This is a genomic window from Nocardia sp. NBC_01499 (genome assembly GCF_045040275.1).
GTDB lineage: Bacteria > Actinomycetota > Actinomycetes > Mycobacteriales > Mycobacteriaceae > Nocardia.
Genome location: NZ_CP109426.1, coordinates 929,177 through 955,474, shown reverse-complemented (window position 1 = coordinate 955,474; position 26,298 = coordinate 929,177). Strand labels below are relative to the sequence as shown.

At 66.7% G+C, this 26,298-nt stretch carries 24 protein-coding genes and 1 pseudogene; 14 read left to right on the top strand and 11 right to left on the bottom strand.

Annotation, left to right across the window (positions count from 1 at the left end; genetic code table 11):
- Positions 1-287: 287 nt before the first annotated feature.
- The gene (locus tag OG203_RS04255) at positions 288-1,166 is read right to left on the bottom strand and encodes a hypothetical protein (RefSeq protein WP_405164340.1); all 879 of its coding nucleotides are present in this window, start codon (positions 1,164-1,166) and stop codon (positions 288-290) included.
- Between the two features lie 21 nt (positions 1,167-1,187).
- Between OG203_RS04255 and OG203_RS04250 the strand changes: the two genes are divergently transcribed.
- The gene (locus OG203_RS04250) at positions 1,188-1,541 is read left to right on the top strand and encodes a hypothetical protein (protein WP_405164339.1); all 354 of its coding nucleotides are present in this window, start codon (positions 1,188-1,190) and stop codon (positions 1,539-1,541) included.
- Positions 1,542-2,176: 635 nt separating this feature from the next.
- Positions 2,177-2,614 carry a hypothetical protein gene (locus OG203_RS04245; protein ID WP_405164338.1) on the top strand — a complete coding sequence of 146 codons (438 nt, stop codon included), beginning with the start codon at positions 2,177-2,179 and terminating at the stop codon, positions 2,612-2,614.
- 69 nt (positions 2,615-2,683) lie between these two features.
- Here the strand turns inward: OG203_RS04245 and OG203_RS04240 are convergent, their stop codons facing one another.
- Complete coding sequence (locus OG203_RS04240) at positions 2,684-3,262, bottom strand: TetR/AcrR family transcriptional regulator (RefSeq protein ID WP_405164337.1); 579 nt, start codon at positions 3,260-3,262, stop codon at positions 2,684-2,686.
- A 45-nt stretch (positions 3,263-3,307) separates the two neighbouring features.
- Between OG203_RS04240 and OG203_RS04235 the strand changes: the two genes are divergently transcribed.
- The 3 genes and pseudogenes from OG203_RS04235 (at position 3,308) to OG203_RS04225 (ending at position 6,239) form a co-directional block, all read left to right on the top strand.
- Positions 3,308-4,162: a phytanoyl-CoA dioxygenase family protein gene (locus tag OG203_RS04235; protein ID WP_405164336.1), complete on the top strand. Its 855-nt coding sequence runs from the start codon at positions 3,308-3,310 to the stop codon at positions 4,160-4,162.
- Between the two features lie 291 nt (positions 4,163-4,453).
- A pseudogene (locus tag OG203_RS04230) lies at positions 4,454-5,186 on the top strand (GNAT family N-acetyltransferase).
- Between the two features lie 207 nt (positions 5,187-5,393).
- Entirely contained in the window at positions 5,394-6,239 is an 846-nt protein-coding gene (locus OG203_RS04225) for an SAM-dependent methyltransferase (RefSeq protein WP_405164335.1), read from the top strand.
- Positions 6,240-6,248: 9 nt separating this feature from the next.
- On the opposite strand, the gene OG203_RS04220 is transcribed toward OG203_RS04225, so the two are convergent.
- The 8 genes from OG203_RS04220 to OG203_RS04185 are packed head-to-tail and all read right to left on the bottom strand — an operon-like array spanning position 6,249 to position 15,924.
- Positions 6,249-7,079 carry a nitroreductase family protein gene (locus OG203_RS04220; RefSeq protein WP_405164334.1) on the bottom strand — a complete coding sequence of 277 codons (831 nt, stop codon included), beginning with the start codon at positions 7,077-7,079 and terminating at the stop codon, positions 6,249-6,251.
- Between the two features lie 46 nt (positions 7,080-7,125).
- Positions 7,126-8,316, bottom strand: coding sequence for a questin oxidase family protein (locus OG203_RS04215; RefSeq protein WP_405164333.1), 1,191 nt, complete (start codon positions 8,314-8,316; stop codon positions 7,126-7,128).
- The gene (locus OG203_RS04210; protein WP_405164332.1) at positions 8,316-9,548 is read right to left on the bottom strand and encodes an MFS transporter; all 1,233 of its coding nucleotides are present in this window, start codon (positions 9,546-9,548) and stop codon (positions 8,316-8,318) included. Before OG203_RS04210 ends, OG203_RS04215 begins: the two co-directional genes overlap by 1 nt.
- Positions 9,548-9,778: a hypothetical protein gene (locus OG203_RS04205; protein WP_405164331.1), complete on the bottom strand. Its 231-nt coding sequence runs from the start codon at positions 9,776-9,778 to the stop codon at positions 9,548-9,550. The genes OG203_RS04210 and OG203_RS04205 overlap by 1 nt, the downstream gene beginning before the upstream one ends.
- A gap of 1 nt (position 9,779) precedes the next feature.
- Complete coding sequence (locus OG203_RS04200; protein ID WP_405164330.1) at positions 9,780-13,574, bottom strand: amino acid adenylation domain-containing protein; 3,795 nt, start codon at positions 13,572-13,574, stop codon at positions 9,780-9,782.
- A gap of 1 nt (position 13,575) precedes the next feature.
- A complete protein-coding gene (gene upp, locus OG203_RS04195; protein ID WP_405164329.1) occupies positions 13,576-14,280 on the bottom strand; it encodes a uracil phosphoribosyltransferase in 705 nt (234 codons plus the stop codon).
- On the bottom strand, positions 14,277-14,978 hold the full coding sequence (locus OG203_RS04190) for an HAD family hydrolase (RefSeq protein WP_405164328.1): 702 nt from the start codon (positions 14,976-14,978) through the stop codon (positions 14,277-14,279). Before OG203_RS04190 ends, upp begins: the two co-directional genes overlap by 4 nt.
- Positions 14,968-15,924: a pseudouridine-5'-phosphate glycosidase gene (locus OG203_RS04185; RefSeq protein ID WP_405164327.1), complete on the bottom strand. Its 957-nt coding sequence runs from the start codon at positions 15,922-15,924 to the stop codon at positions 14,968-14,970. The genes OG203_RS04190 and OG203_RS04185 overlap by 11 nt, the downstream gene beginning before the upstream one ends.
- Positions 15,925-16,240: 316 nt before the next feature.
- Here OG203_RS04185 and OG203_RS04180 point away from each other — a divergent pair, with 316 nt between their 5' ends.
- Both OG203_RS04180 and OG203_RS04175 read left to right on the top strand, forming a co-directional pair.
- Positions 16,241-17,437 (top strand): acyl-CoA dehydrogenase family protein, encoded by a 1,197-nt coding sequence (locus tag OG203_RS04180; protein WP_405164326.1) that lies wholly within the window; start codon positions 16,241-16,243, stop codon positions 17,435-17,437.
- Between the two features lie 26 nt (positions 17,438-17,463).
- On the top strand, positions 17,464-18,444 hold the full coding sequence (locus tag OG203_RS04175) for an ABC transporter substrate-binding protein (protein WP_405164325.1): 981 nt from the start codon (positions 17,464-17,466) through the stop codon (positions 18,442-18,444).
- Between the two features lie 3 nt (positions 18,445-18,447).
- Here the strand turns inward: OG203_RS04175 and OG203_RS04170 are convergent, their stop codons facing one another.
- Positions 18,448-19,302 (bottom strand): class I SAM-dependent methyltransferase, encoded by an 855-nt coding sequence (locus OG203_RS04170; protein ID WP_405164324.1) that lies wholly within the window; start codon positions 19,300-19,302, stop codon positions 18,448-18,450.
- Positions 19,303-19,483: 181 nt separating this feature from the next.
- On the opposite strand from OG203_RS04170, the gene OG203_RS04165 reads away from it, so the two are divergent.
- The 7 genes from OG203_RS04165 to OG203_RS04135 are packed head-to-tail and all read left to right on the top strand — an operon-like array spanning position 19,484 to position 26,221.
- A complete protein-coding gene (locus OG203_RS04165) occupies positions 19,484-20,248 on the top strand; it encodes a GntR family transcriptional regulator (protein ID WP_405164323.1) in 765 nt (254 codons plus the stop codon).
- Positions 20,245-20,682, top strand: a complete 438-nt coding sequence (locus tag OG203_RS04160; protein ID WP_405164322.1) for a phosphonate C-P lyase system protein PhnG — start codon at positions 20,245-20,247, stop codon at positions 20,680-20,682. The genes OG203_RS04165 and OG203_RS04160 overlap by 4 nt, the downstream gene beginning before the upstream one ends.
- Complete coding sequence (phnH, locus tag OG203_RS04155; protein WP_405164321.1) at positions 20,683-21,255, top strand: phosphonate C-P lyase system protein PhnH; 573 nt, start codon at positions 20,683-20,685, stop codon at positions 21,253-21,255.
- A 1-nt stretch (position 21,256) separates the two neighbouring features.
- Positions 21,257-22,372 (top strand): carbon-phosphorus lyase complex subunit PhnI, encoded by a 1,116-nt coding sequence (locus OG203_RS04150; RefSeq protein ID WP_405164320.1) that lies wholly within the window; start codon positions 21,257-21,259, stop codon positions 22,370-22,372.
- The gene (locus tag OG203_RS04145) at positions 22,372-24,228 is read left to right on the top strand and encodes an alpha-D-ribose 1-methylphosphonate 5-phosphate C-P-lyase PhnJ (protein ID WP_405164319.1); all 1,857 of its coding nucleotides are present in this window, start codon (positions 22,372-22,374) and stop codon (positions 24,226-24,228) included. Before OG203_RS04150 ends, OG203_RS04145 begins: the two co-directional genes overlap by 1 nt.
- Before the next feature lie 26 nt (positions 24,229-24,254).
- Entirely contained in the window at positions 24,255-25,004 is a 750-nt protein-coding gene (locus tag OG203_RS04140) for a phosphonate C-P lyase system protein PhnL (RefSeq protein ID WP_405164318.1), read from the top strand.
- Positions 25,001-26,221 carry an alpha-D-ribose 1-methylphosphonate 5-triphosphate diphosphatase gene (locus tag OG203_RS04135; protein WP_405164317.1) on the top strand — a complete coding sequence of 407 codons (1,221 nt, stop codon included), beginning with the start codon at positions 25,001-25,003 and terminating at the stop codon, positions 26,219-26,221. Before OG203_RS04140 ends, OG203_RS04135 begins: the two co-directional genes overlap by 4 nt.
- The last annotated feature ends 77 nt before the right edge of the window (positions 26,222-26,298 follow it).

The following is a 26,298-nucleotide window of genomic DNA, read 5'->3' as shown; positions in this document are numbered from 1 at the left end:
GCAAACACCGTGACATGCGGGATTACCGAAAAGTAATGCATGATTACTGAGAAATAACCGGCGACTTATCTGCTCCGTGCTAGATCGCTAATCGACGATCGGTGCGCGCCTTGCTATTAGCCGCGACGAACGAGTGCCCGCGGCTGGACAGAAAAGTGGCCTGGTCGACACCGGTTTCGGTGTCGTCCAGGCCACTGCGCAATTCTGCGCCGAATCTCTTGGGCAGCAACATCTGCCGCTCTGAACCGGTGGGGATCGCACCGCCGGTTGAATGGTTGAATGCGGTACTAGAACAAGTCTCCGCCGTCGAAGCCGCCACCGACACTGGCGAGTTCGCCTAACCCGCCGCCACCGCCGAACAGATCTCCGCCGCCGGACCGGTCGCCGCCGCCACCGCCGAACCAGTCGAAGTTGTTGCCGCCACCGCCGGTCAGGCCGCCGCTGTCGCCACCGAACAGGCCACCGCCGCCGCTGTCGCCACCGAACAGGTCGCCGCCGCCGCTGTCGCCGAGCCAGTCGAAGCCGCCGCCGTTGTCACCGCCGAACATGTCGCCACCGTCGCTACTCGATATGTCCCGAGTGTTGGAAGAATCGCCGCCGCTGTCGCCGAGCCAGTCGAAGCCGCCGTCGTCGCCGCCGGACGTGTCGCCACCGTCGTTGCTGAACATGCCGCCGGGATCGGAAGAATCGCCGCCGCCGTCGCCCTGCCAGTCGAACCCGCCGTCGTCGCCGCCGGACATGTCACCGCCGTCGTCGCCGCCGGACATATCGCCGCCGTCGTCACCGCCGGACATATCGCCACCATCGCTACTGGACATGTCGCCGGGGCCGGAAGCGTCATCGCCGCTGTCGTCTCCGGACCAATCGGAGCCGTCATCGGGCTGGCTTTGGCCATCATCGCCGGGCGTTTGCCCGCTCTGCTGATCATCCCCGGGGTCTTGGTTCGGCTGCCCCTGCTGGTTTTTCGGCGGTCGGGTACCGGTCGGGTCGCCCTTCTGCGGGGTGCTGTCGGTGGGTTTGGACGGGTTATTCGGTTTTGTCGATGTTGGGTCCTTCGGAGCGTTCGGGTTCGGCTTGCCCTTCTTGTACATGCCGTTGAGTTCGTTGATCTCATTCTTGTGTAGTGGGCTCGGGCCCTTGCCGCACCTGTTGACCGAGCTGGCCATGATGCTGCACCCACTGTCATCGTGATCGAGACCGATGGAATGCAGCAGCTCGTGCCCGGCTACCTCGGTTCTATCGTCGCGATCCATGGTGCGATTGTTGGGGTCGAGTTTGACGAACGGGCCGTTATCCCACCCGCCGAGGCCGACGACGCCGCCGCCCATCGGTTCGTGACTGATGTTGATCGCGCCGTCACCCGACCCTGGTTTCAACACCAGGTTGAGACCAGGTGTCGAATTAAGGTGCTTGACGGCATTCTCGATATCGGGATCATTGATCTTATTGTTGTAATGAATGATCGCTCTGCCGTCGGAGTCATAACCTTGAATCTTCGCTCGGAAGCCGAAACTCGCGGCCTCGGCCACCGCGGCGGTTGATGTCGACAGGCTGAGCACGCCGGGTGCGAGCAGGGCGCCGGAGAGCAGGGTGGCAAATAGCAGTGGTGTGCCATTCGTGGGTGACTTCGCGACGCGATGTCTACCGCGATAATGGCGACGACTGGCAGCAGACGACATGAGCTGGAGACCTCCGTGTGAACTACAGGTGCATTTCCCGCAGACCCGCGAATGGCAGCTGATATCAAGATTCGCTATCAGTCGAGTGTCATGAAACCAGCTGCACACTCGCGGATCGGCACGGTCGACTGTACTGGCGGCGCAGCGCAAAAGTGCAATGTGTAAGTAAGGCCTTAACTGTTGAATACATACCTTCAATTTCGAGCTTTAAGTCCGGCCTGTAGGTTTGTTAGTTCTATGAATTCATAGCCGATCTGCTTGATCGCCGCACCGACCTTGCCAAGGGCGTCAGCGGTCCTGTTTATCCCGGGCGGCCTCGAGCATGCCCCGGGACGCGTACGGAGGAGCGCGACCAGCGCGGAGGCCAACCGCGGATCCCATGAACGCGCCCAAGACCAGCACTGGTCAATTCTCTAGATGTTTGCTGTAATTGAAACAGATGGATTACCAGATCCGATAGGGGGGTGTACGAACCCACTTAGACGGAGGTAGAGAACATGTACAAGAAGCTTGCGAGCGGTGTGCTTGCCCTGGGCGCGATGGTTGCCCTGAGCCTTTCCGCGGCTGGTGCGGCAGGGGCGGTGCCCTACATTCCTGGCGATCCGGACTACATCCCCGGCAGCGACTACGGCCAGACCACTGTGCAACGACCTGACGGGTCGATCGAGTTCTACGACCCGTCCGGTCACCTGATCGCCACCCGGTATCCGGACGGAACGACGGTCTCCGCCGGTGGCAATTTCATCACCTACCCGGACGGCAGCACGCTGAGCAAGGGCTACGCCTCGCAGGACGAGTGTCAGCGCGCACGTGGCGGTGGGGTCAATCTGTTCCCGCTGTTCCTGAACCCCTGTGACTACAACGAGGACTACCAGTTCTTCTACCGCACGCCGGCCCGACAGACCCCGCCGCCGACCGGCTCGTTCGGTCGCTGACAACGAACCGTCGTAGAGCGAGAGCGGCGTCGCTCGCCCTGTCGCACGATTGCCAGGACTCGTTGTGTATCAGGTGATTCCGAGCGCGGCGGCGGTCGGCCGCCACAACCGTTCAGTGGCCAGGTCCGGGCCGGGGGGTGGGGTGATGCGGAGTTGCTGGGCGATCCCGTGGCGCAGCCCGCCGATAACGAAGGCGCCCGCACTGTCGGGGTCGATATCGGCGGGAAGTTGGCCACGGGCTTGGCCGCGGCGAATGTTGTCGGCGGCGTTATCGCTCATGTTCTGGACGTAGACCGCCTCGAGTTCGGTGAGCTGCGGGTCTAAGGCGGTGCGATCGAGCAGGACCGGGGCCAACGGGTCGGCGAAGTGGTAGGCGACGAAGCGGCGAGTGCGTTCGTGCTCGCGGACCGCCCAGTCGGCCTCGGCGGGCAGGTGCGCATCGGCGATGGCGTGACCGAGGCCACCATAGAACGCGTCGTAAATCGCTGCCAGCAGACCACTTTTGGAGCCGAAATGGTGGTACAGCGCACCGGTGCTCAATCCGGCGCGCCGAGTGAGCGCGCCGAGTTCCATGACACCGTTACCGCGCACCAGTTCATCGCGGGCAGCGTCGAGTAACTGTTGACGTCCGATCGGTGCGCGTGCCACAGTCAGAAGCATAACCGAACTCAGTTATGTTTACCGAGGAGCCCCATGAACACCGAAGTCTCGTCGTTGGCGGATTTGGGCGGCGATCTGGCCGGAACCTATCGCCGGACCGCGAGCAGCGGCGAGACCATCGACCCGGCGGTCAGCGCGGCGGATCTGGCCACTGTCCAGCGGGACGGCTATGTGATCCTGCCCGATCTGCTCACCGCGCAGGAACTCGACGAAATCCGCGAAGCGGTTGCGCCACTGTTGGATCGGCGCGGCCGCAACCAGTTCGAGGGGCATACCACCCAACGGGTCTACAGCGTGTTGAACAAGACCCGCGCCTGCGATCGAATCGCGGACCATCCGCGGGTGCTGGCCTTGGTTGATCGGCTCCTGCTGCCGAACTACCTGTTGTCGATGCTGCAGGTGATCAACATTCTGCCCGGCGAGCAAACACAGATGCTGCACACCGACGACGGCTTCTACCCCCTGCCCCGGCCACGCGCGGCCCTCGGCGCGGCGACGATCTGGGCGATCGACGACTTCACCGCCGATAACGGCGCCACCGATGTCATTGCGGGAAGCCACCTTTGGGGCCATCGCCGGCCCGAGGCGACCGAGCGGGAACCCGTCGTCATGAACGCGGGCTCGTGCGTGTTCTTCCTCGGCACCCTCTGGCATGGTGGCGGCGCCAACCGCACTCGGCATCCGCGCCTGGCCGTCACCGCCCAATACTGCGAGCCATGGCTGCGCCCACAGGAAGCGTTCACCCTGTCGACCACCCGCGATACCGTGCGCGCCGTATCGGAGGACATCCGCCGCATGCTCGGCTACAGCATCCATCCACCGTTCATCGGCCAGGTCGACGGCATGCACCCCAAGCGACTCCTGGAACCCGACGCCCAGCCCTTGTGACGATCGGGCGGTTCACGATGCCAGCCGCGGCAGCAGCGTGTGCGTTGCCGTGCATGATCTGCGCGAGTAGTTCCGGCCGCGCGTCGAAGTAGGTGTCGACGTTGTCGGCGGCGCCGGGCCGGGAAGGTGCGAGGTCATCGCACCAGTGAAGCATTCGGATCCCGCGCCGAAGCCGGGCCGCTCCAGCGGCGGACCGCCCGCATGTCGAAATCGTGGTGAGCGCAACGGTGTCCGGTGATCGTGCGGCTAGCTAACGTTCTCGGGTTGAACGTTGTTGTGGAGGAGTGTGCGGTGACCACTGAGTCGACCATCGATGTCCATACCTCGTCGCATCCGCTCGACGATCCGGTGCGGGGTTCGCTGCGTGGCGTGCACCGCCGGTTCGCCGGTTGGGCGGGTCGGATCGGTCGCTACGACCCCGAGGTCGCCCGGTTCGTCGGTCATCCGCCGGTGCTGGACGAACAAGATTGGGCCGATCTGGCCACCCTGCTCGGACCGGGCGGCAGCACCGGGCTGCGCGGCGGGGGCCACGTGCCGCCGGACGGTTGGACGGTCCTGCAAGAACTGAAGTCGGTACAGATGGACGGCAGCGCGCTACGCGTCGCCGACGACCCGGAATTCGAGGTGCTCACCGCGGCCGATGTGCCCGAGATACTCGAGCTGATCACACGCACCGAACCGGGCCCGTTCGCGCCGCGGACCATCGAAATGGGCACCTATTTGGGGCTGCGAGTGGACGGCAGGTTGGTGGCGATGGCGGGGGAGCGCCTGCATCCGCCAGGTTGGACCGAGATCAGCGCCGGTCTGCACCGACGCCGAATTCCGTGGCCGCGGCATAGCTTCGCGCCTGGTTCGTGCCGTCGGCGCGGGCGTCCGAGCTCGCGGCGAGACGCCGTTCCTACACGCGGTCGCCCATAACGTGACGGCGATCCGGCTGTACGAGACGCTCGGATTCACCGTGCGCCAGCGCTCGCAGCTGACGATCGTGCAGGCACCGACCGGCCCTCCGCAGACATTCAACTGACCACCGAAACACCTGAGCTGTAAGCGCATTGCTCGCCGCCGATGGCCGCTACACCCGACCGCACGAGGTGTGGTCGCAGGATTCGGCGGATCGAGTCGCGGTGCCGTGAGCGCGCTTCGGATCGAAACCGCGCGGTTGGACATGTGAGATCGCGTCGAGTGGTTAACTCGTTAGGGAGGCTCAGGCTGTTCGAGCGAGGAAGGTGCCATGGCGGACGAGAACGGGATGGTTGATCTGAAGCAGGGCCAGGCGCATAGTGCCCGCATTTACGACTACTTTCTTGGCGGCAAGGACAACTATGACGCCGACCGGGTGGCTGCCGAGCAGATCGAGCAGGCCATTCCCAATGTGCGCATGGTCGCGCGGGAGAACCGCGATTTCATGAACCGCGCGGTCCGGTATGTCGGCGAGCAGGGCGTCCGTCAGTTCATCGATATCGGTACCGGTATCCCCACCGCGCCCAATCTGCACCAGGTCGCCCAGGAGACCGCCCGCGATGCCAGGGTGGTCTATGTGGACAACGATCCGATCGTGCTCGCCCACGCCCGCGCGCTGCTGGTCGGAACGCCGGAGGGACGCACCGAATACATCGAGGCCGATGTCACCGAACCGGCGAAGATCCTCGCGGCGCCGCGACTGGCCGAGACAATCGACTTCACCCAGCCGGTCGCGCTGAGTCTGATCGCGCTGTGCCACTTCATTCCCGGCGAGCAGATCTACCGCATCATCGAGGCGCTGCTCGAACCGCTCGCGCCGGGTTCGTTCCTGGTGATGACCCACCTCACCGCTGACCTGGACCCCGAAACTGTCCAGGGCACCGTGAACGCCTATCAACACAGCGGCATCGCGATGGAGGCGCGCACCTATGACGGGGTCGCCCGTTTCTTCGCGGACTTGCAACTGATCGAGCCGGGCATCGTGCCGATCGGCCGCTGGTATCCCGACGGCAAAGAGCCGGATCCGATCGCGGCCGGTGTTGTCGCGCTGCCCCTCGCGGATCCCGCGGTGAAGCCGCCCGCCGCAGGGTATGCCGCAGTAGGGCGCAAGACCTAGACGATCGCGTTACTCCAGTCGGAAACCCTGGTTGTTGAACGTCTTTCGGATGCCCTGCCTGCCGTGCAGGCTCTCCTTCGTCGAGATGCGCCAGGCCAGTCGATTCTTGACCCAGTCCTCCGGCAGTTCCTGTTCGCGATAGTAGGTGTTGATCCGATCGAGGTAGTCGCGGATGGCGTCCTCGGTCGGCGGGGTGTAGGTATTGCGGTGCACGACGACGTGCTGCCCGTACCGTGGCTTGATGTCGGCGGGATCGCCGGGGTCGGGCAGTCCGATGGCCATCCCGTAGACCGGAAAGGTCCATTCGGGCAGGTGCAGCAGGTCGATGACATCGTCGATGTTGTTGCGCAGTGCGCCGACGAAAGTGATTCCGTAACCGAGGGATTCGGCGGCGATCGCGGCGTTCTGCGCCGATAACGTGACATCGATGATGCTCGACAACGCACTGTCGAGGTAGGACGTCGCCTCGATGGTGTGCCCGTGCGCCCGCGCCATATCGATATTGCGCGACCAATCGGCCACCCAGACGAGGAACACCGACGCATCGTTGATCAGCTGCTGCCCGCCGGCCAGCTCGGCGAGCCGCGCGCGCAGTTCGGGGTCGTCGATGACGACAACGCTGGTGAATTGGAAGTTGGCGGAGGTCGATGCCGATTGTGCCGCGGCGATGATCAACTGGAGTTCGGTCTCGCTCACCGTCGCGGGCAGGTAGTGGCGCGCGGTCCGGTGGCGCAGCAGCACTTCGAGCGTCGGATTCGCCGCGTCACCGGCATGGGGAGCCGACGTGCCATAGCGCTTGTCGAGTTGCTGCTGAAGCTCGTTCGCGATCACGTTGTTCACAGAGTTGTCCTTGTCCTCATATCGGCAGTGCTGGCATTCGCGACCGCTACTCGTTCGGTGGCTCCTCGAAACTCGGTGGCAGGTCCGGTGTACTGGTGAATTGCGCCGCCGCATGCCGGTAGCCGGTCCACGGGTCCTCCTCCCACCACGACCGCAGGACGAAGACGAGTTTGGGATTGTGCTCCTCGTCCTCCAGCCACGCGCGCCGCGCGATGACATCGAATTCGTCTGCGGCGTAACCGGAATGGTCGCTCGCGGGCTCGACGTACAGTGCGTCGAGGTCGCGCAGCTTCTGCGCGGTCGGTACCTTCCCCTCCGCCGCCGCGATGATCCGCAACCCGGCCCAATAGAGGTCGTAGACCGTATCCGCGGCGGATTTCGCGGTGATCTTGTCGAGGATGGTCTCCAGGGCGAACAGCGAGGTGATGAGATGCAGCACCACGAAATCGCCGGGCACCGCCAGATAGAGCAGCGTCACCGCATGCCGAACCTGATCGCGGCGCTCGGTATCCGACAAGGTGCGCAGCCAGCCGGGCGCGTCGGCCAATTCCGGGATGTCCGCGCGAGCAACGCCCGCGACCCGCGCCTGCAGTCCCGACCGACTCAGCTCGGGATGCAAGTCCGTGAACGAGTTGGTATCGGTGACCACGGTGTCGACCCTGCCGCGGAAGACCGGGTCCCGCTCCCAACCGGAAGCCAAGTGCAGCAACGACTCCCAGGGCTCGGCCGTGGCGACGGCCGGTCGCGCGGCCCGGTCCTCGGCCAGGACCGGCACGAACGAGAACGCGAGATAGGCCAGGCTCTCGGCGGTCATCGCGGGATGCTCGGCCCAGATCGCCCAACCCAGATGGATGGTGGCGTGCGTGAACGCCCCGATCCACCCGCGCAGCAGATACGGTGCGTATTCGTCGACCGCGCCGGAGATCCCCTTGCGGGCGACCTCGTCGTCGAAGAACGCGCAGTAGGCGGCGAAATGTGCTCTGTTGCCGAGATATTCGCGCCAGTTGCCGACGTTGATCGGTGTGGTCGGCGCGCGTGCCGGTTCCAGCGGAAACCCGTACGGCGTCAGTCGGCAATACGACGTGTGATACTCGCGGATCACCTGCTCCGGTGCGCCGATACCGGCCAGCGCGATGACCGCGTGTTTGACGTGATTGGTCAGATGCCCGTTGAACTCTATGTGGTAGCTGCGATCGTCGAGCAGATCCGAGACCGCTTTCACGGCTTGTGCAGGCATTATGTCCTTGCCTCCTGTTGTGCGGTGCCTGTCTGTTTCGCGTCGCCGACGGCGAGCCCGACCGCGGCCTGCACCAGCGTTGTCGCGAGAAGGACGGTGAGCGGGATTCCCCAGCCGTCACTGAATTGCTTGAAGACGCCGATCGCATAGGGGCCGATGGCGGCGATGAGATAGCCGACGCCCTGCACCGCGCTGGACAGCAGAATCGCCTGCTCCGGCGAACTCGCGCGCACGGTGATGACCGTCAGCGCCAAGGAGAACACCGAGAGCCCGGCGCCGAGCACGATCGACCATGCCAACGGTGCGGCCTCTGGTGCGACGACGAAGCCGAGAATCCCTGCCGCGCTGCACATGCTGAACCCGGCCAGCCAGCGCGAGCGATGCGCCGAGCGCGCCACGATCGGCGGCACCACGAAGCTGATCGGCACCGCGACACAGGTCAGTATGCCGAGATAGCCGCCCGCGAGTTCCGCGCTGACACCGGCATCATGCAGCACCGAAGGCAACCAGCCGATGACGACGAAGGCGACCAACGCCTGCAGTCCGAAAAAGACCGCGAGGCCGACGGTTTCGGTGCGCCGCAGGATCCCGATCGGGTTGGCGTATCCCCGCGGCAGACCGGTGCCCGTCGAGGTGACCGATGCCGCCGGGGATCGCCACAGCGCGGCCGCGCCGATCGGCGCGAGCACCGCCCACAACGCCAGCGCCCAGCGCCAACTGCCGAGCGCGTGCGACAGTGGAACAACGGCCGCGAACCCGATCGCGGAACCTGCCTGCAGTGCCGTGGTGAACGCGGCGATCAGGGGACCGGTGTTGCCGATGGTCCTGATGACGGCGGGGAGCAGGACCCCGATGAGCCCGATGCCGACCGCCGCGGTGCAGGTCGCGACGACGAAAATCCACAGCCCACCCCACGGCCGCACCGCAAGACTCACCCCGGTCAGTGCCAGGGCCCAGTAGAGGCCCGCGCGCAGCGAAATCCGCGCCAGCACAACCGGTGTCGCCAGACTCACCAACGCGAAGGCGATGACGGGCGCCGCGGTGATGACCCCGGCCGCTCGTGCTCCTGCTCCGAAAGACGCGGTGACGACGTCGAGTTCGGGGCCGACGGTGGTAATGCCAGGGCGCAGATTGACCGCGACCGCCGCGACGACGGCGATCAGTGCCGCAAGCCGCGCGGTATTCCCCGGGCGCGCAACGGCACTCGCCGGATCGGTCTCGCGTGCGGTCATCAGTAGTTCGGCGCGCGCAGCAGTGGCGTGCCTGCGGCCCGCTCGGTGATCAAGGGGCGATAGACGCGATCCTGCCACCGGTCGCCGTCGACGCTCTCGGTGCCGATGGACACCACGCCTTCGGCAACCCCGAAGGCCCGGGTCACCGCGTCGACGATATCGGCTTCGAGCCTGCGCGCAGCGTCGTCGGACAGCTCATTGGGCAAGTGCCAGATCTCTACATGGGGCATATCAAACCAACTCCCGATCCAAGGTTTCGCTCGCGACCACCGCGGCGACGTCGAGTGCTCCGGCGGTCACGATCTCGTAGTGGTGATACGGCAGGTTGCGCACCCGCCCGATCCGCAGCCGCAGCGGCACGACCGGGATATCGGCGAACGACGGACCGTCGCCGCGCGCCCGTAGGAACAGACTCTGATCGAGGAGATCTTGGTCGACGCCTATCGGCTGCGCGCGCAGCCGATAGGTCCGTTCCACGACCGCGACGATCCGCTCGACCATCTCCCGCGCGAAGCCCGGCTCGTTCGCCACGATGAGGTCGACGAATTCGGCTCGCCGCGTGACGCGCTCGTCGAGGTCGGCCGCGTAGGCGGGGTCGACTCGGCCGCTGAACACCGAGGCGAGCACCCGCTTGAAATACGCGTTGCCGTAGCTGACTTCGCCGGTGTCGGCGCTGATTCCCGCGATGACCGGCGAGCCCGGCGCGATCAGGACCAATTGCTCGACATCGTGTCCGCTGACCGAAAGTCGTTGTGCCACCTCGGCGGCCAGCCGGGCGCCGAACGAATAGCCGACGATCCGCAATGGCCCGGGCAGCCCGAGGCTAACGAATTCCGCCACGTCGTCGGCGATCAGCGCGTCCAGGTTGTCATGCGGCTGCTCTCCTTCGTTGATGCCGCGCGCCTGCACGCCGTACACCGCGCGACCATCCTTGGCGAGTTCGGTTGCCAACCGCCGCAGGCTCATCGGATAACCGCCGAGTCCCGGCCACAGCACGGTGGCGGGCGCACCCTCGGCTCCGGCGAGGCGCAAGAATCGGGACGTATGGTCGGAACCGGTTCGCCGCGAAGCCGATTCGCCCTCGATGGTCGCGGCGGCCAGCTGGGCCAAGGTCGGTGCGCGGAATATCGTCTGCACTCCCAGACTGGTCCCGAACTGCTCGTTGAGCGCTCGGATCAGCCGCAGCGCGGAGATCGAATTGCCGCCGCGGGCAAAGAAATCGTCGGCGCGGTACACCGGCTGGTAGCCGAGCACGCCCGACCAGACGCGGGCGAGGTCGGTCTCCCGCCCGGCCGCGGGTGGATCGCTGGGTTGGGCATCGCGCGCGTTCAGTTCGGCCGCGAGCCGGATGAGGGCGCCGCGGTCCTGTTTCCCGTTCTGCGACTGCGGAATCCGGTCGAGCACGTGAATGGTCGGCGGCACCATGTAGTGCGGGAGCACGGTGCGCAGGTCGTCTTTGAGCAGTTCCTCCGGCCCTTTCATGTGCAGTGCGTCCTCGGCCATTCCCGTCGATCGCACCTGGTCGGTGGAGACGCGTCCGGCCAGGGCGAAGTAGCTGAGCGAGTTCTCCAGGGGTCCTTCGGCGAAGATATCCCGAAATCGGCGGGCGGAGGGCAGATCTCGCCCGGTCAGCGAGGAGTATCCGGCGGACATGAATCCGACGCCGTCGCGGGCGCCGATCTGCTGCAGGTGGGCCAGCGCGCGACCGAGCTCGGTGAATCCGTGCCAGCCGGTGTCGGCGTCGGTGGCGAGCACGACGCCGAACGACGATTGGTCATAGGAACGCTGGTTGATGGCGATCACGTGCCGTCGTTCGATCTTCTGCTCGGTGACGAATTCGAGACCGGCCGCGCCGAGTCGATACAGCCCGTGCCGTGCGTCGGCCACATTGCCGTGTACCTGGACCAGGACGGTGAGCGGCAGGGCACTGGTCGGATGCGGTGGGCGAGTGGTGATCTCGACGGTGGCGGTCACGACGCCCTTGTCCAGGCCATCCACGAGCCGCACACAGGCCGTCCGTACTTGCTGGCCGTACTCGGCGGCCACTTCGTCGAGTACGCCGAGGATGTGTCCGGCCTCGAAGTGCAGCACCTCCCTGACGTTGGTCGAGTACACGGACTCGATGACCTCGGGCAGGCCAACCAGATGCAGGTGTAGGCCGGGCCGGGTCGTCGAGCCGACTCGGAACAGTGAGTGGCGCAAGGGATGGAAGTAGTACACCCCTGCGGCCAGTCCGGGTATTCCGGTGGTCTCGAGGTATATCCGGGTGGCGTTGAGCGCGCCGGGGGAGGCGTAGGAATACTTGGCCAGCAACCGATTCGGGCTATGGAACGGGCCGAGCCAGCGCAGCAGACTGCCCAGTTCCACCGCGGTGAGCGCGCCGCGCGGACCGAGTTCGCGGCCATGCGAGGGCAACTGGCCGAGCATCGACTCGATCGCACCGAGGTCGATGGGCTTCTCGGTGAAGGTTCGATAGGTCTTGCGCGCGAACACCCGCCGCCGTTGCTCGCCGGTGGGTTCGGCGCCGGCGAGCGGGATTTCGGGTTCGGTAGTGAACTGCGGCACGGCGAGGTCGGCCAGCTGTGCGGTGACCTGAACGCGGGTCGACTTGGACCGGTGATGCCGTCCGGCTCGGCCCTGATCCATCAACGGAGCCTCGTCCGGGTCTAGCTCGATGAAGCCCGCGAGCTGGGTCGCGCCGCGCTCCGGCAGCCAGGGCACCACCGCGGCCGAACGCACCCAGTGATGCGCCTCGATCGACACCCGGACCTCGTTCGTCTCGACCCGGTGCCCGTTGACCTTGACCTGCTCGTCGTTGCGGCCGACGAACTCCAGCACGCCGTCGTCTCGACCGCGGACGAGATCGCCAGTGCGGTACCAGCGTTCGGCGGTGTCGAAGGCGAGCTCGACGAAACGCGCCGCGGTCGCGTCGGGTCGATTGCGGTACCCCTCGGCCAACTGGACGCCGCTGATCAGCAATTCGCCGACCTGCGATCCTTCGACCCGGCGATCCGCCTCGTCCACGACGACGGTGGCGCACCCGTCGACGGGTCGGCCGATCGGCACGATCGCGGTGTCGGAGTCGTCGGCGCCGGTGAAGTCGAACCAGGTCGCGTTGATCGTCGTTTCCGTCGGCCCGTAGAGGTTGATCTTGCGTGGTGCGGGCAGCGCCGCGCGCAGCCGTTGGGCCAGCGCGGACGGCAGCGCCTCGCCGCCGCTGACCACGGTGCGCAGCGAGGTGGCGGCACCGATGTCCGGTAGCTCGATCAGCTCGGACCACATGGTCGGCACGCATTGCAGCGTCGTAATCGCCTCGCGGCGAACGTGATCGAGGATATCCTCGGGGCTGGTGTGCGTTCCGGCGGGAGCGACGACGATCGTCGCGCCGCAGCTGTTCGCCAGCAGTTCCCACTGCGCGGCGTCGAAGCTGACGGGGGTCTTCAACAGAATCCGGGAGCCTGGCCCGAGGGCGAGTTCGGCACCGATCCACGTCATCTGATTCACGATCGCGCGATGCGAAATCACCACGCCCTTAGGCGATCCGGTGGTGCCGGAGGTGTAGATCGTGTACGCCGCCGCGGCACAATACGCGCTCGACTCCGGTGCGTCGACGCTGGTTTCCCCGGGCAGACGCACTGTCGGAATCCGGGTGGGCAGAATGCGGCGTGCGAGAGCGTCACTGTCCCGATCGGTCAGCACCACACGCAGCTCGCTGTCGGCAGCCATGTAGGCGATCCGTTCGGCCGGATAGTCCACCGCCAGTGGAAGATACGCGGCACCCGCCCGCAGGATCGCCCATACCGCGGCGATCAGATCGACCGACGGGCTCAGGAAGACACCCACCGTGTCGCCCGCCGCAACACCGGCGTCCCGCAATGCGCGCGCACCGGCCCGGGATCGTGCGGACAGCTCGGCGTAACTGACTGCATGCGATGCATCAACGCACGCAATGGCATTCGGATCACGCAGTGCGTGCGCGTCGAGTAGGTCGACCAGGCTGTCGGCCGGACCCGTGCGTTCACCCACCTCACGCACTCCTGGTCGTGCCGTGGAATCGGTCACCGAAATCGCCGATGCCGGGCGACATGAACGCCTGATCGGTCAGCGTGTCATCGATGTGCGAGGTGACGATCCGCAGGTCGGGGCGCCGGGACAGCACCGTTGCGAGAGCCTCGGGACAGGTGAGCACATTCACCACCACGATCCGGTTCTCCTCGACACCGGCCGCGATCAACTCGTTGACCGCGGTCAACAGGGTGCCGCCGGTGGCGATGGTCGGATCGAGCAGCAGTACCTCCTTGCCCGCGATATCGGGAGGAAGCTTGCGGTACAACAACGTTGGTTGCTTGGTGACGGTGTCGCGTTGGATCAGAATCTTGCCGAGCCGCGCGTCGGGCCTTATCTCGCGCAACCCACTCTCCAGCGCGTCACCGGCCCGCGGAATGGAGACCGCGTACAGCGTCGGCTCGGCGGGTTCGAGTCCGTCGAACACCCGGCCGGTGGGGGTGGTCACCGCGCGCGGACGGTGCTCCAGCTGCGAGAGGGCGGTCTCCAGCAGCAGCCGGATGATGCGCTGGGTGGCGCGGACGAATCGCTCCTGGCCGGTGTCGGCGTCGCGCGCTTCGGTGTGCAGGGTGATGAGCCCCGCCAGCTTGGGCAACTCGAAGACGTTGACGCCCAGGTAGGGCACGATTTGTGCGGGCTCGATCGTCGGGCGAGTCCATGCGGTCATGGCCTGATATCGCTTTCCACTCGGGTCAGAACGGTGTTCGTGACGTCGTCGAAGGTGTGCGCGACCGCGTCCGGTGCCGTCGCGGCGATCTGCTCGGCCGAATACACCCCGTAGGTGACACCGATCGTGAAGACGCAGATCGCCTTGCCGAGTCCGATATCGCCTGCCGTATCACCGATTACGGCACCGTGCGGGCCCGTGTCCGTCAGGCCGAGGCCCGCCAGCGCGACATCGGCGCTGTCCCGGTGCGGTTTCGGGTCCGAGACATCGTCGGCGCCGACGACGACGGAGAAGTAGTCTCGGATCCCGGCCGACGTCAGGATCAAGTCCGCGCTGTGATGCTTCTTGGTCGTGACGATGGCGAGGATCAGTCCGGCGTTCGTCAACCGATCGAGCCCGGGCCGTACGCCGGGAAACAACAGATCGGCCGCCTTGGGCACGATGATCTCGCGAAAGCGCGTCAGGTACTCGGACGAAATAGCCTGAGCGGTAGTCGATCCGGGATCGGTGCCGGACAGCGCGCCCGCCATTCGCTCCAGCGGTGCGCCGACGAGCCGACGGGTCGCCTCTTGGCCGGGGTTCACGCCGGTGACGGATTCGACCGCCGCGGAGAACTGTTCGGCGATCGCGCGTGGGGTATCGAGCAGCGTGCCGTCCAGGTCGAACAGCAGCGCCGAAGGGGATTGCTCATGCGGCATGGGTGGCTCCGTGTTCGATTGCGGCGCGCGCGGTTTCGATCGTCGCGGCGGCCTGTGCGGTGCTGATCAGTACCGCCCGATTGGCGGCTCCGGCGGCCCCTCCGGTCGCCGCGTCCACGGCCCGCAGCACGAAGGTGGTCACGGCGGGCCCGCTGATATTGTCGGTGCTCGCCTTGGCGAGTGCTTGCTGTATCGCCGCTTCGACCGTATCGCTGTCGAGCGCGTCGGCGGCCGCGATCGGGTGCGTGACCAGCACCGAACTGGCACCGGAGAACTTCCAGTGGAAGCGGGCGATCTCGGCGATTTCGCGGGGGTCATCGATGCGCAGTTGCGAGTTGTAGCCGCTCTCTCGACAGTAGAACGCCGGAAACGCGAGATGCTGGTACCCGATCACCGGGGTGCCCTGCGTTTCGAGGAACTCCAAGGTGCGTCCGGCGTCGAGAATCTTCTTCACGCCCGCGCAGACCACGATCAGCTTGGTTCTCGCCAGTTCGGTGAGATCCGAGGAGATATCCATCGTCGTTTCCGCGCCCCGGTGCACGCCGCCGAGCCCGGCCGATGCCACGGTGGCGATCCCGACCTGGTTCGCGATGGCCATGGTGGCCGAGATCGACGTAGCGCCGAGTGCGCGCCGCGCCAAGGTGACCGCGATATCGCGACTGGTCACCTTCGCGACATCGGTTGCGGTAGCGAGTGTTTCGAGCTGGTGCGCGGTCGCGCCCACGATGATCCGCCCGTCCGCGATGGAAATCGTCGCCGGGACCGCGCCGGCCGCGCGCACCGCGTCTTCGACCTCCTCGGCGATCGCGACGTTCTCGGGCCAGCGAAAGCCATGGGCCACCACGTTCGATTCGAGCGCGACGACCGGTCTTCGTTGTTCGAGCGCATCCCGCACCTCATCGGAGTATCGGAACAGCGAGGGCTCGTGCTCGACGACAGCAGACACGTGGATGAGTCCGTTCGGGTAGGCGAGTGATTTCTGGAAAGTCCCCTGGTAGCGCCATCGTGCGCGAATCGGGTTGTGCTGTATACGGTTTCGAACATCGTGAGTGGATGTATTGTCACCGAGAGATTGGGGGTTGAAACAAAGTTTCATTCACCGTGATCGGAAGGCTGTCACTCGCGGTGTTCGCGGGCTGCCATGCAGGTCAACGTCGAAATACGCGCGGTGCGTCGGCTCGTGACCGTCTGTCGGTACGAACCGGTAAACGTTGCAGCACTGTAGATTTCGGCAGCGTTCAGTCACGACGGACGGAGTATTGATGGCACCGGTCGACGATCTTCAGGCGCGCCTCGACGTCATCGCCGAGGCGACCGCCGGTCTCGCCGCCGGTGCGGCCGCCAGGGACGCCGAACACAAGCCGCCCACCGAGCAGCTGGCGCAGCTGCTCGCGGCAGGCGTCGGCGCACTGCGCGTGCCGGCCGAGTACGGCGGTGTCGGCGCCACGGTGCTCACCCTCGCCGATGTCCTGATCGACATTGCCGCAGGCGATTCCAATCTGGGCCAGATCTTCCGCGGTCACCTCGGACTCACCGAGATCCTGCGCTTCGCCGCCCCGGGTGTCGTGCGCGAAACTCTGCTGCGCGCCGCCGCCGAGGGCAAGTTCTTCGGTCCCGCGGGTGCCGAACTCAGCACACCGAACCTGACCGCACTGGCGACCACGCTCCAGCGTGCCGACGACCATTACGTCTTGTCGGGCCGCAAGTACTACACCACCGGCAGCCTGCACGCCGACTGGCTCAATGTGCTGGTGGTCGACGACGAGGAGTTCATCTCGGCCATCGTCCCCCGCCACCGCGCGGGCATCACGATCGAGGACGACTGGGACGGCTTCGGCCAGCGACTGACCGCGAGCGGTACCGCACGGTTCGAGTCGGTTCGCGTCGACCCGGATTACCTGCTGCGCCACCGTAATCCGCTCGCGAACGACTACATGGAAGCCTTCTATCAGTTCGTGCATTCGGCAGTGCAGGCCGGGATCGCCCGCGCCGCCGCCGACGATCTCGCCACCCTGGTCCGCGGCCGGACCCGTTCCTATCCGCTTGCCTCGACACCCGAGCCCGCGGCGGATCCGCAGGTCTTGCAGATCGTCGGTGAGGTGCGCAGCAAGGCCTACTCGGCGCGTGCGAACGTGCTGCTGCTGGCCCGCTCACTCGACGCGTTCGTCGCTGACCCGTCACCCCGCGCGGCCGAGCGGATACTGCTCGAATCGGCGGCCACCCAGGTCGTGAACACCGACCTGGTCGGCGCCGCGACCTGGCGGCTGTTCGATGCCGGTAGCGCGAGCGCGCTGAAATCGGAACTCGGCCTGGATCGGCACTGGCGCAACGCCCGCACCGTCTCGTCCCACAATCCCGCCATCTACAAGGCCGCGTTGATCGGCGATCACGCGGTGAACGGCAACGCGCCGCGCAGCTTCCTCAACAGCGTCGCCGAAGCCCGCGCTAAAGACCAGTGACCGGCTTCGCAGCAAAGGATCCGTCTATGTTCTTCTCTCGCAACGGCCGTCGACATTCGAGCACGCTGGCCGCCGCGCTCGCCGCGATGGCCCTACTGGTCGGCGCCTGCGGCGGCGGTGACGTCGACAACGAGGTGCGCACCGTGAACGGGCAGAGCTTCGACCTGTCGCCCGAACAGTCGACCAGGGTCCGCACCGAGAAGGTCGACGCGATCGCCGCGAAAGTGCCGCAGGCGATCCGGAATCGAGGCAGTCTGATCGTCACCGGTGCCCCCGACACCGGGCCGCCGCTGCGCTTCTACGCCAGTGACGATCGGGCGCTCATCGGCTCGGAGATCGACTTCGCCTACCTGGTCGCCGACATCCTGGGGCTGAAAGCCGAACTGAGCGCGGCGGATTGGTCGCAGAACTTTGTCCGCGTCGATTCCGGCGAGGTGGACGCGTTCATCTCCAATGTCACCGTCACCGAGGAACGCAAGGAGAAGTACGACTTCGCCACCTACCGGCTCGACAACATCGCGCTGGAGATCCCCAAGGACAGCGGCTGGACCTACACCGACCGTAAATCGCTGTCCAGCAAGCGGATCGGCGTCGGCGCGGGAACCAATCAGGAGCAACTGCTGGTCAAGTGGAGCGACCAGAACGTCGCCGACGGCCTGCCGAAGATCGATATCGCCTACTACCAGCAGACAACCGACTACTACCTGGCGCTGGCGTCGCACCGACTCGACGGCTTCCTCGGCCCCAACCCGGTGGGCGTCTACCACTGCGCGACCGTGGGCCAAACGAAGATCGCCGCCACCTTCTCCGGCGCGGGTGAGGTCATCCAGGCCGAGATCGGCGTGCTGACCAAAAAGGACAACGGCCTGATCGGTCCGATCCAGGAGGCGCTGCAGTACGCGATCGACCACGGCACCTACCAGAAGGTCCTGGACCGGTGGGGGCTGTCGAGCGAGGCGGTCAAGGTGGTGCGAATCAATCCGCCTGGACTACCGAAGCAGGGCTGAGCCCTACTCGTTCGGTTTAGTCGCGGCCAGGGCGTAGAGCAGGGGAACGCGGGCGTCGGTAGGCGGCAGCTGCCACCAACCGGTCTGCTCGTCACGGACCATGCGCTCGAATCGGGGCCATGGCAGTTGTTCGGTCTCGCGCAGCCGGGTGATGGTCAGGCCCGCGCCGATCAGAGCGGTGACAACCTCGCCTAGTCCATGGGCCCATTCGTAGACCGCGGTCGCGTCAGAGGGGAGCGCGGGGCCGTCGGTGTAGGTGTGGGTGCTGTTGTGTTCGACGGCGCCACGGCCTTGCAGGTAGTCGTGACGCAGCAACAACTCCTGCTGGTCCGGGTCCGGCTTCGGACCGAATGAGGTCAGTATCGGGTGGAACTCCACGATGTAGGCCAGCCCACCGGGTTTGAGTAGATCGGCAAGCACCGCAGCCCACCGATCCAGGTCCGGCAGATAGCACAGCGAACCTTTCGCGGTGTAGACGATGTCGAATCGGCGAGCACCGAGGGCCGTCACCGCGTCGTACACATCGGATTTGACATAGTCCACCTCGACGCCGTGCCGCGCGGCAATGCGGCGCGCGTGCTCGACGGCCTGGCCGGAGAAGTCGAGGCCGACCGTGCGCGCACCACGACGGGCGAAGGCGATCGTCTCGACGCCGAGGTGACATTGCAGATGCACCAGATCACGGTTTGCCAAGGGACCCAGGTCATCCCATTCGAACGGCGCGAACCACGATTCCGCCGGGGTAGTGCCGTCCACACCGTAGAACTGCGAGGCCGCGTGAATCGGAGTCCGCGCGTCCCAGTTGCGTTCGTTGGCGCGCATCAGCTCAGCGGTGCCGGAATCGAACTCGCTGTCCATGTATCCCCTTGCGTCGTCGCGGTACTCCGTTCCCCGGTCATTCTGACGACAACCCGCTCGGAAAGTGCCGAGATCCGCTGTACGCGCACCGAGGACAACTTGCCCGCGCGTTCAGTGGAGTTTCCGCCACGGTTACCTACGGTGCAGTTGTCCGTACAACCCGCGCGGTCATTGTCTTGGCATGACGGAGCAGCGGTACCGAGCCATCGCGGACGAGTTGGAAGGCGAGATCGCGGGGCTGCGACCTGGCACCCGGCTCGACAGCGAGCACACCCTGATGGCGCGCTTCGGCGTCAGCCGGGCCGCCGCGCGCGCCGCGGTGCAGGAACTGGAGCGCCGACTGCGGGTGCGGCGGGTGCGCGGATCAGGGACGTTCGTCAGCGAACGAATCGACTACGTCATCTCCGGTGACCGGCGGCCGTCCTGGCATCGCACGGTGCTCGAGGCCGGAGCCGAACCCCGATCCGTCGTCCTGGAGTGGGCGCTGGCCCCGCTCCCCGCGGAGTGCGCGCAGCGACTGGAGGTCGCCTGCGGCACGGTCGCCCATCACATGCTTCGGCTGAGCTTCATCAACGACGTGGTAGCCGCCTGCGGGTCGGAATGGGTTGCCTACGAGGCTGTTCCCGATCTGGCCGCGGGCATGCGCGTCGAGGAGTCGCTCGACGAGGTGCTCCGTCAAATGGGTCATGTGCGTGCGGTGCGGTCCTGGTGCCGCGTCGCCTCCGACATTCCGACACCCGAGGTGCAAGAGCGGTTGCAGCTGATCACGGCCGCGCCGGTCTGGGTGGTCGAGTCGGTGAACCGCGACGCGGACACCGGCCGACCACTGACCTACAGCACATCGTGGATGCGCGGTGACGCGGTGCGCGTCGTGATGGAGATCGGCAACCCGCCCGGCCAGCCCGAGACCGTGTCGAACGAGATGAAAGAGGTTGTACAGCAGTGACTTTCCCCGTTTACAGTCGCGAACGCGTCGCCGAACTGCTTGCCGCGGCACCGGAGCGTGACCTCGTCGAATTGGCCGACGCGTGCCTTGCCGACGGTGCCGAATTCGCGGTGCTGACCGCGCCAGAGATCGGCTCGGTCGCCGCGCAGGTGCGCGAGCCGATCGCGCACGACCGCTTCTTCCTCGGCGCCGTGCTGGCCTGCCGGGCCGAGGTGCTGCTCGGCGGAACACGCGGGTGGGCCATGCGAATGGGGGACAACCGCAGGGCGACCCTCGCCGCGGCCGTCTGCGACGCCGAGGTACAGGCCGAGCGCCCACAGCGCGAGCGCGTGCTGCGACTGTGCGCCCAAGTCGAAGCCGACCGGCACCTCGCCGAGAGCGGCGAATGGGCCCAACTGGCCCCCACCATCGTGCAATTCGAGGAGTTGACCTAAATGGCTGTGACCGCCCTCGGCACTGCGCTGCGACCGGACCAGACGCAGGCCGTCTTTCGTGCCGTTCTCGACGCGTTCGCCCGTCCGGGAATCGCGGTGACGTTGCCCCGCACCGACTTTCCGCCCGCACTGCTCCCGGTCCTTTCCCTCGCTGATCTCGAGACCGGTGTCCATCTGCTCGACGACGAGGGCTGGGACACCGTCGTCGGGGTGGCCACCGGCGCGCCCTCGACCCCGCTGCCCACCGCGAAGTACGTCACCGCGCTGCGCCCGCTGACCGCGACCGAGTTCGGCGATGTCGCCGTCGGCACCGCACTCAGCCCCGAATCGGGGGCGACGGTGATCTGCGCGGTGGCCGCGCTGCACGGCGGGGCCAGTGTGCGACTCAGCGGTCCCGGCGTGCGCACGCAGCGCGAATTCGCCACGGCGGGTCTGGAGTTCGAGCTGTGGGCGGTGCGTGAACGGCTGGTCGCCGGGTTCCCCGCCGGAATAGACCTGCTGCTCGTCGATCCCGACGGCAACGCGGTCGGAATTCCGCGAACCACCGTTGTCGAGACCGGAAAGGTCAACTGAGATGGGATATTCCGGAGCACGCGGCGGCTTGGACGCGATACTCGCCGCCGAGTCCCTGGTACACGGTGCGCGAAATCATGACCCGGCGCCATGGTTGAGCACCGAGCAGATCACCGGACGCATGCGCCTCGCCGTCGATCGGGTGATGGGCGAGGGCGGACTATACGACGAGGACACCGCGGCGGACGCACTGCGTCAGGCCGAGGGCGACGTCATCGAGGCCACCCACCTGGTCCGGGCGCACCAGTCGACGCTGCCGAGGCTGGCCGTGAGCGAACCGATCGACCCCGACGAGATGGTGGTGCTGCGCCGTATCGTGCCCGCCCATCGCACCCCGGACGGCCCGCAACTGCTCGGCCGCACCAGCGACTACACCGGACGCATGCTCGATCGGGACGCCCGGCCAACGCAGGTCGTCGTCGAGCCGGATCCGTCGACTGTCACCGAACGCACTGGCGGACAACGGCATCCGCGCCGATTCTCCGACATGCTGCGCGAGATGGACCTACTGGTCGACAACCGGCCTGCCGCCGGCGCACCCGATCAGGAGCCGTTCGACATCACCAGGCATCCGGCCCGCCCGCCCGCGCCCCGCTCGGCGATCCTGGCCAGCATGGCTCGCGCGGAGACCGGTTCGCTGATCAGCACCTGGTACCGCTCCATTCGCGGGCCAGAGGGCAATCTGCACGAGGTCACTCTCGGCGAGGTCAGGCACGGCAGGCTGCCACTGCGGGTCGCCCACCCGCATACCGGAAATCTCGTGCTACTCGGCCACATTCGCGCCTCCGAGTGCGAGGCCATCGAGGATCTCGACGGGCCGGAGGAAGACCGGAGCCGGTTCGACGTCGGCTACGGCCTCTGCTTCGGCCACAACGAGCGCAAAGCGATCGCGATGGCGAACCTCGATATCGCGTGGCGCCGCTTCGGCGACGTCGACGGACTCGAGCAGGTGCTGCTGCTGACCACCGACGGCCTGGATTCCTGCGGCTTTCTCGAACATCTCAAGCTGCCGCACTACGTCACGTTCCGCTCGATGATCGACCGCAAGCGCGCGGTGCGCGACATCGGCGCGGACGCGAATGACCGCGTCGCGGACGCTATCGGAAGGACATGCTGATGACCATCACCGACACCGCTAAGGACAGCCGAACAGCCACTGTCGCAGAGGTTTTCGCCGCCATCGACGCCGCCGCGACCCGGCCCGGCATCCTCGACGAGGGTTCCAAACGGGAGATCCGCCGCGCTACCTTGGCAGCGGTCTGCGTCCCCGGTTATCAGGTGCCGTTCGGTTCCAGGGAGATGCCGGTGGCGCGCGGCTGGGGCTCGGGCGGGCTACAGGTCACGCTCGGCCTGCTCGGCCCCGCCGATACCGTCAAGGTCATCGACCAGGGTGACGATGACGGGGTCAACGCGACCAACCTGCGCAGGCTGATCGTGGCCAGCGAGCGCTGCGCGCAGACTCAGGACACCCGCGAGTGCACCGTCGTGCAGACCAGGCATCGGATTCCGGAGGAGCCGCTTGTCGAGGGCCAGACGCTGGTATTGCAGGTCCCGGTGGCCGAACCGCTACGCGGAGTGGAGACTTCGGTGCGCGAGTGCGCCAGGATGCACGCCGAGGCCGACTACTCGATGATCTGGGTGAGCCTGTACGAGGACCTGGTTCGCAACGGCGTGATCACCAAGACGACGGGCTACCCGGTGCTGGTCAATGACCGCTACGTCATGATCACCACGCCGATCCCGCGCTGGGATGTGCCCCGGCTCAACGATTCTCCGCATCTATCGTTGTTCGGGGCCGGTCGAGAGAAGCGCATCTTCGCTGTGCCGCCCTATACCGAGGTGCGGCCGTTGACCTTCGACGATGTGCCGTTCGAAGTGGAGGGCGACGCCGAACAGCGCTGCGCCAGATGCGGTTCGGCGGGCACCTTCCTGGTCGAGGCGCCGGGCGGACGGCAGTCGTGCAGCGATATCGAGTGGTGCACAAGAACTCTCGACAAAGATGTAGACGCCGCGTCGCACACTGCGCACGCACCGCTTCGCTTCCTGCCTGATCCGGCGCGCCGGGTCCGTGCCGCGGCGAACGCGGTCCGCCGCGACCGGTCAGAGCTCACCGCCCGCCCCGTCCCCGCGACCTCCGAGGGCTGGACGCTCGCGGCCCGTGGCGTCGGCAAAGTGCACGGACCAGGGGGTGCGGCGGCGGTACCCGGCACCGGCCCCGAGTTCGGCACCGCGATCAGCCCGCGCACCGGTGCGGTCGTCGCGGCCTGGGATGTCAGCTTCGACGTTGCCCCGGGTGAGGCGCTCGGCTTGATCGGCGAGTCGGGTTCCGGCAAGTCGACCGTGCTGCGCTGCCTGGTAGGGGAGGAGACCGCGACGGCGGGAGCGATGTTCCTCACCACCGTCGGCGCTGGCCGCACCGACATCTTCGGACTCGACGCGGCCGCGCGCCGCGCGCTGCGCATCGACACGCTCGGCCTGGTGCATCAGAACCCGGCTGACGGTCTGACGATGCGCGTGTCCGCGGGCGGCAATATCGCCGAACGGCTCACCGCCGCCGGGTGGCGCAACTACCACGAGATTCGCGACCGTGCCGCCCATTTGCTCGAGCAAGTGGAGGTGCCGCTCGACCGGATGGACGACCCCGTGCACACGTTCTCCGGTGGTATGCGCCAGCGGGTGCAGATCGCCAAGGCCCTGGCCACCGATCCCCGTGTACTGCTGCTCGACGAGCCGACCACCGGGCTCGACGCCTCCGTCGCCGCCGGCGTGCTCGACCTACTGCGCAAGCTGCTCGCCGAACGCGACACCGCGGCCGTCGTGGTCAGCCACGACTTCGCGGTCATCGAGGCACTCACCGATCGCTGCCTGGTGATGAACATCGGCAGGGTGGTCGAATCCGGCCTCACCGATCAGCTGTTCCAAGACCCGCACCACCCCTACACCCAGCGCCTCGTCGCGTCCGCGCGCAGGTGAGTCCGACCGTGACAACGGAGGCGACCATGCACGAATCTCATTCCGAACCAGTGCTTTCCGTGCGTGGACTGCACAAGACGTTCACGTTGCACACCATCGACGGCCGCACCGTGATCTCATTGCGCGGCGTCGACCTCGACGTCGGCGCCGGTGAACACGTAGCGCTGGCCGGGCCGAGCGGGGCGGGCAAATCGAGCCTGCTGCGCTGCGTGCACCGCAGCTATCTGCCGGACGCGGGCACCGTCACCCTCGGCACCGACACCGGGCCGGTGGAACTGACCACGCTCGATGACCGCGAGATGGCCCGGCTCCGCGGTCGGGAACTCGGCTATGTCTCCCAGTTCCTTTCGGCACCGCCGCGCACCGGGCCGCTGGAAGTCGTTGCGGCAGCTGGCCGCCGACGCGGGCTCACCAGGGACGACGCGCGGGCCGCCGCGGTCGAGTCATTGCGCAGGCTGGCCCTGGACGAGGTGCTGTGGGACGTCGACTGCGGCGTCCTGTCCGGTGGCGAGCGGCAACGAGTGAACATCGCCGCTGGCACCGTGCATCCGCCTCGGCTGCTGTTGCTCGACGAACCGGTTTCCGCCCTCGACCCCAGCAATCGGGAACGCGCACTCGACCTCATCGCCTCGCTGTCGGCCCGTGGCGTCGCCGTCCTCGCCGTCTTCCACGACCTCGCCGCGATGCGGCAACTGGCCTCGCGGGTAATCCGCTTCAGTGACGGCCAGATCGCCGAGCAGGGCACCCCTGCCGAAGTATTGGGAGCAGCAGCATGACGAACACCCTGGAACAACCCCGTGCCTGGTCACTACCGCAGGCACCGCGCGACTACGTACTCGGACATGTGCGTGCCGTGCTGGCCGACCGCATCCTCGACGACGCGCGGATCGTGGTCCGCGACGGACGAATCGTCGAGGTCGGTCCCAGTCGGCGCGGCACCGTGGTCGATGTCGACGGCGGCGGCCTGCTCTGCGTGCCCGGTCTGGTGGACGTGCACTCCGACGGGCTCGAACGCGAGCGCATGCCGCGGCCGGGCGCGGAACTGTCGTGGCCGTTTTCGATGATGTCGTTCGAGGGCAAGCTGCGGGCCGCCGGTGTGACGACGGTCTTCCACGGTGCGTCGTTCTCCGACCAGCAGGCGGCCAAGGACCGGCGCAGCGTGGACGCGGCGCTACAGATGTGCGCGGCGATCGCGGACTGGGGTGAGAACGGCGGTCGCCTGGTCGATCACCGGGTGCTGTACCGGCTCGATGTGCGTTCGGCGGCGGGCCTTGCCGCGCTGCAGGGGCATTTCGAGCAGCAGGTCGCCGCCGGGCGGATCGGACGCGACGTCCAGGCGGTCATTTCGCACGAGGACCACACACCGGGGATCGGGCAGTACGCCGATCGCACGTTCTACGAGAAGTACATGGTCGGCATGCGCGGGATGACCGAAGATCAGGCGCGCGCGGCCGTCGACGAGCTCATCCGTGACCGCGAGGACAACCTCGGGGTCCGCGAGGAGTCGATGAACTGGCTTGCCGGGCAGGCGGATACAGGCCAGGTGCGGATCTTCGGCCACGATCCGGAATCCGCGGTGGAGATCGCGGACCTCGCCAGGCGCGGCGGCAATGTCGCCGAATTCCCCACCACCGAGGAGGCGGCGCGCGAGGCACGAACCCGAGGGATGTCGGTGGTGATGGGTGGGCCGAACATTCTGCGCGGCGGCTCGCATTCGGGCAACGTGTCCGCCGCGGAACTGGCCGGGCTCGGCCTGGTGACGGCGCTGGCGTCGGACTATCTGCCCTCGTCCCTGCTCGGCGCCGCGTTCACGCTCGCCGACAATGCGACGATGCCGCTGCCCGAGGCGGTCGCGCTGATCACCAGCGGACCGGCTGCCGCGGTAGGGCTGTCCGACCGCGGCGCGCTGGCCGAGGGGCAGCGCGCCGACCTGGTCCTGATCAGCCTCGAACATCGTTGTCCCGTCGTGCGATCGGTGCTGCGGGCGCACTGAGTCCGCGGTCGAGCGGTTCGTGCCGTCGTGAACAACTCGCGCCATCAGCCCCTGGTCGTTTCGCAGCGATTCACTGT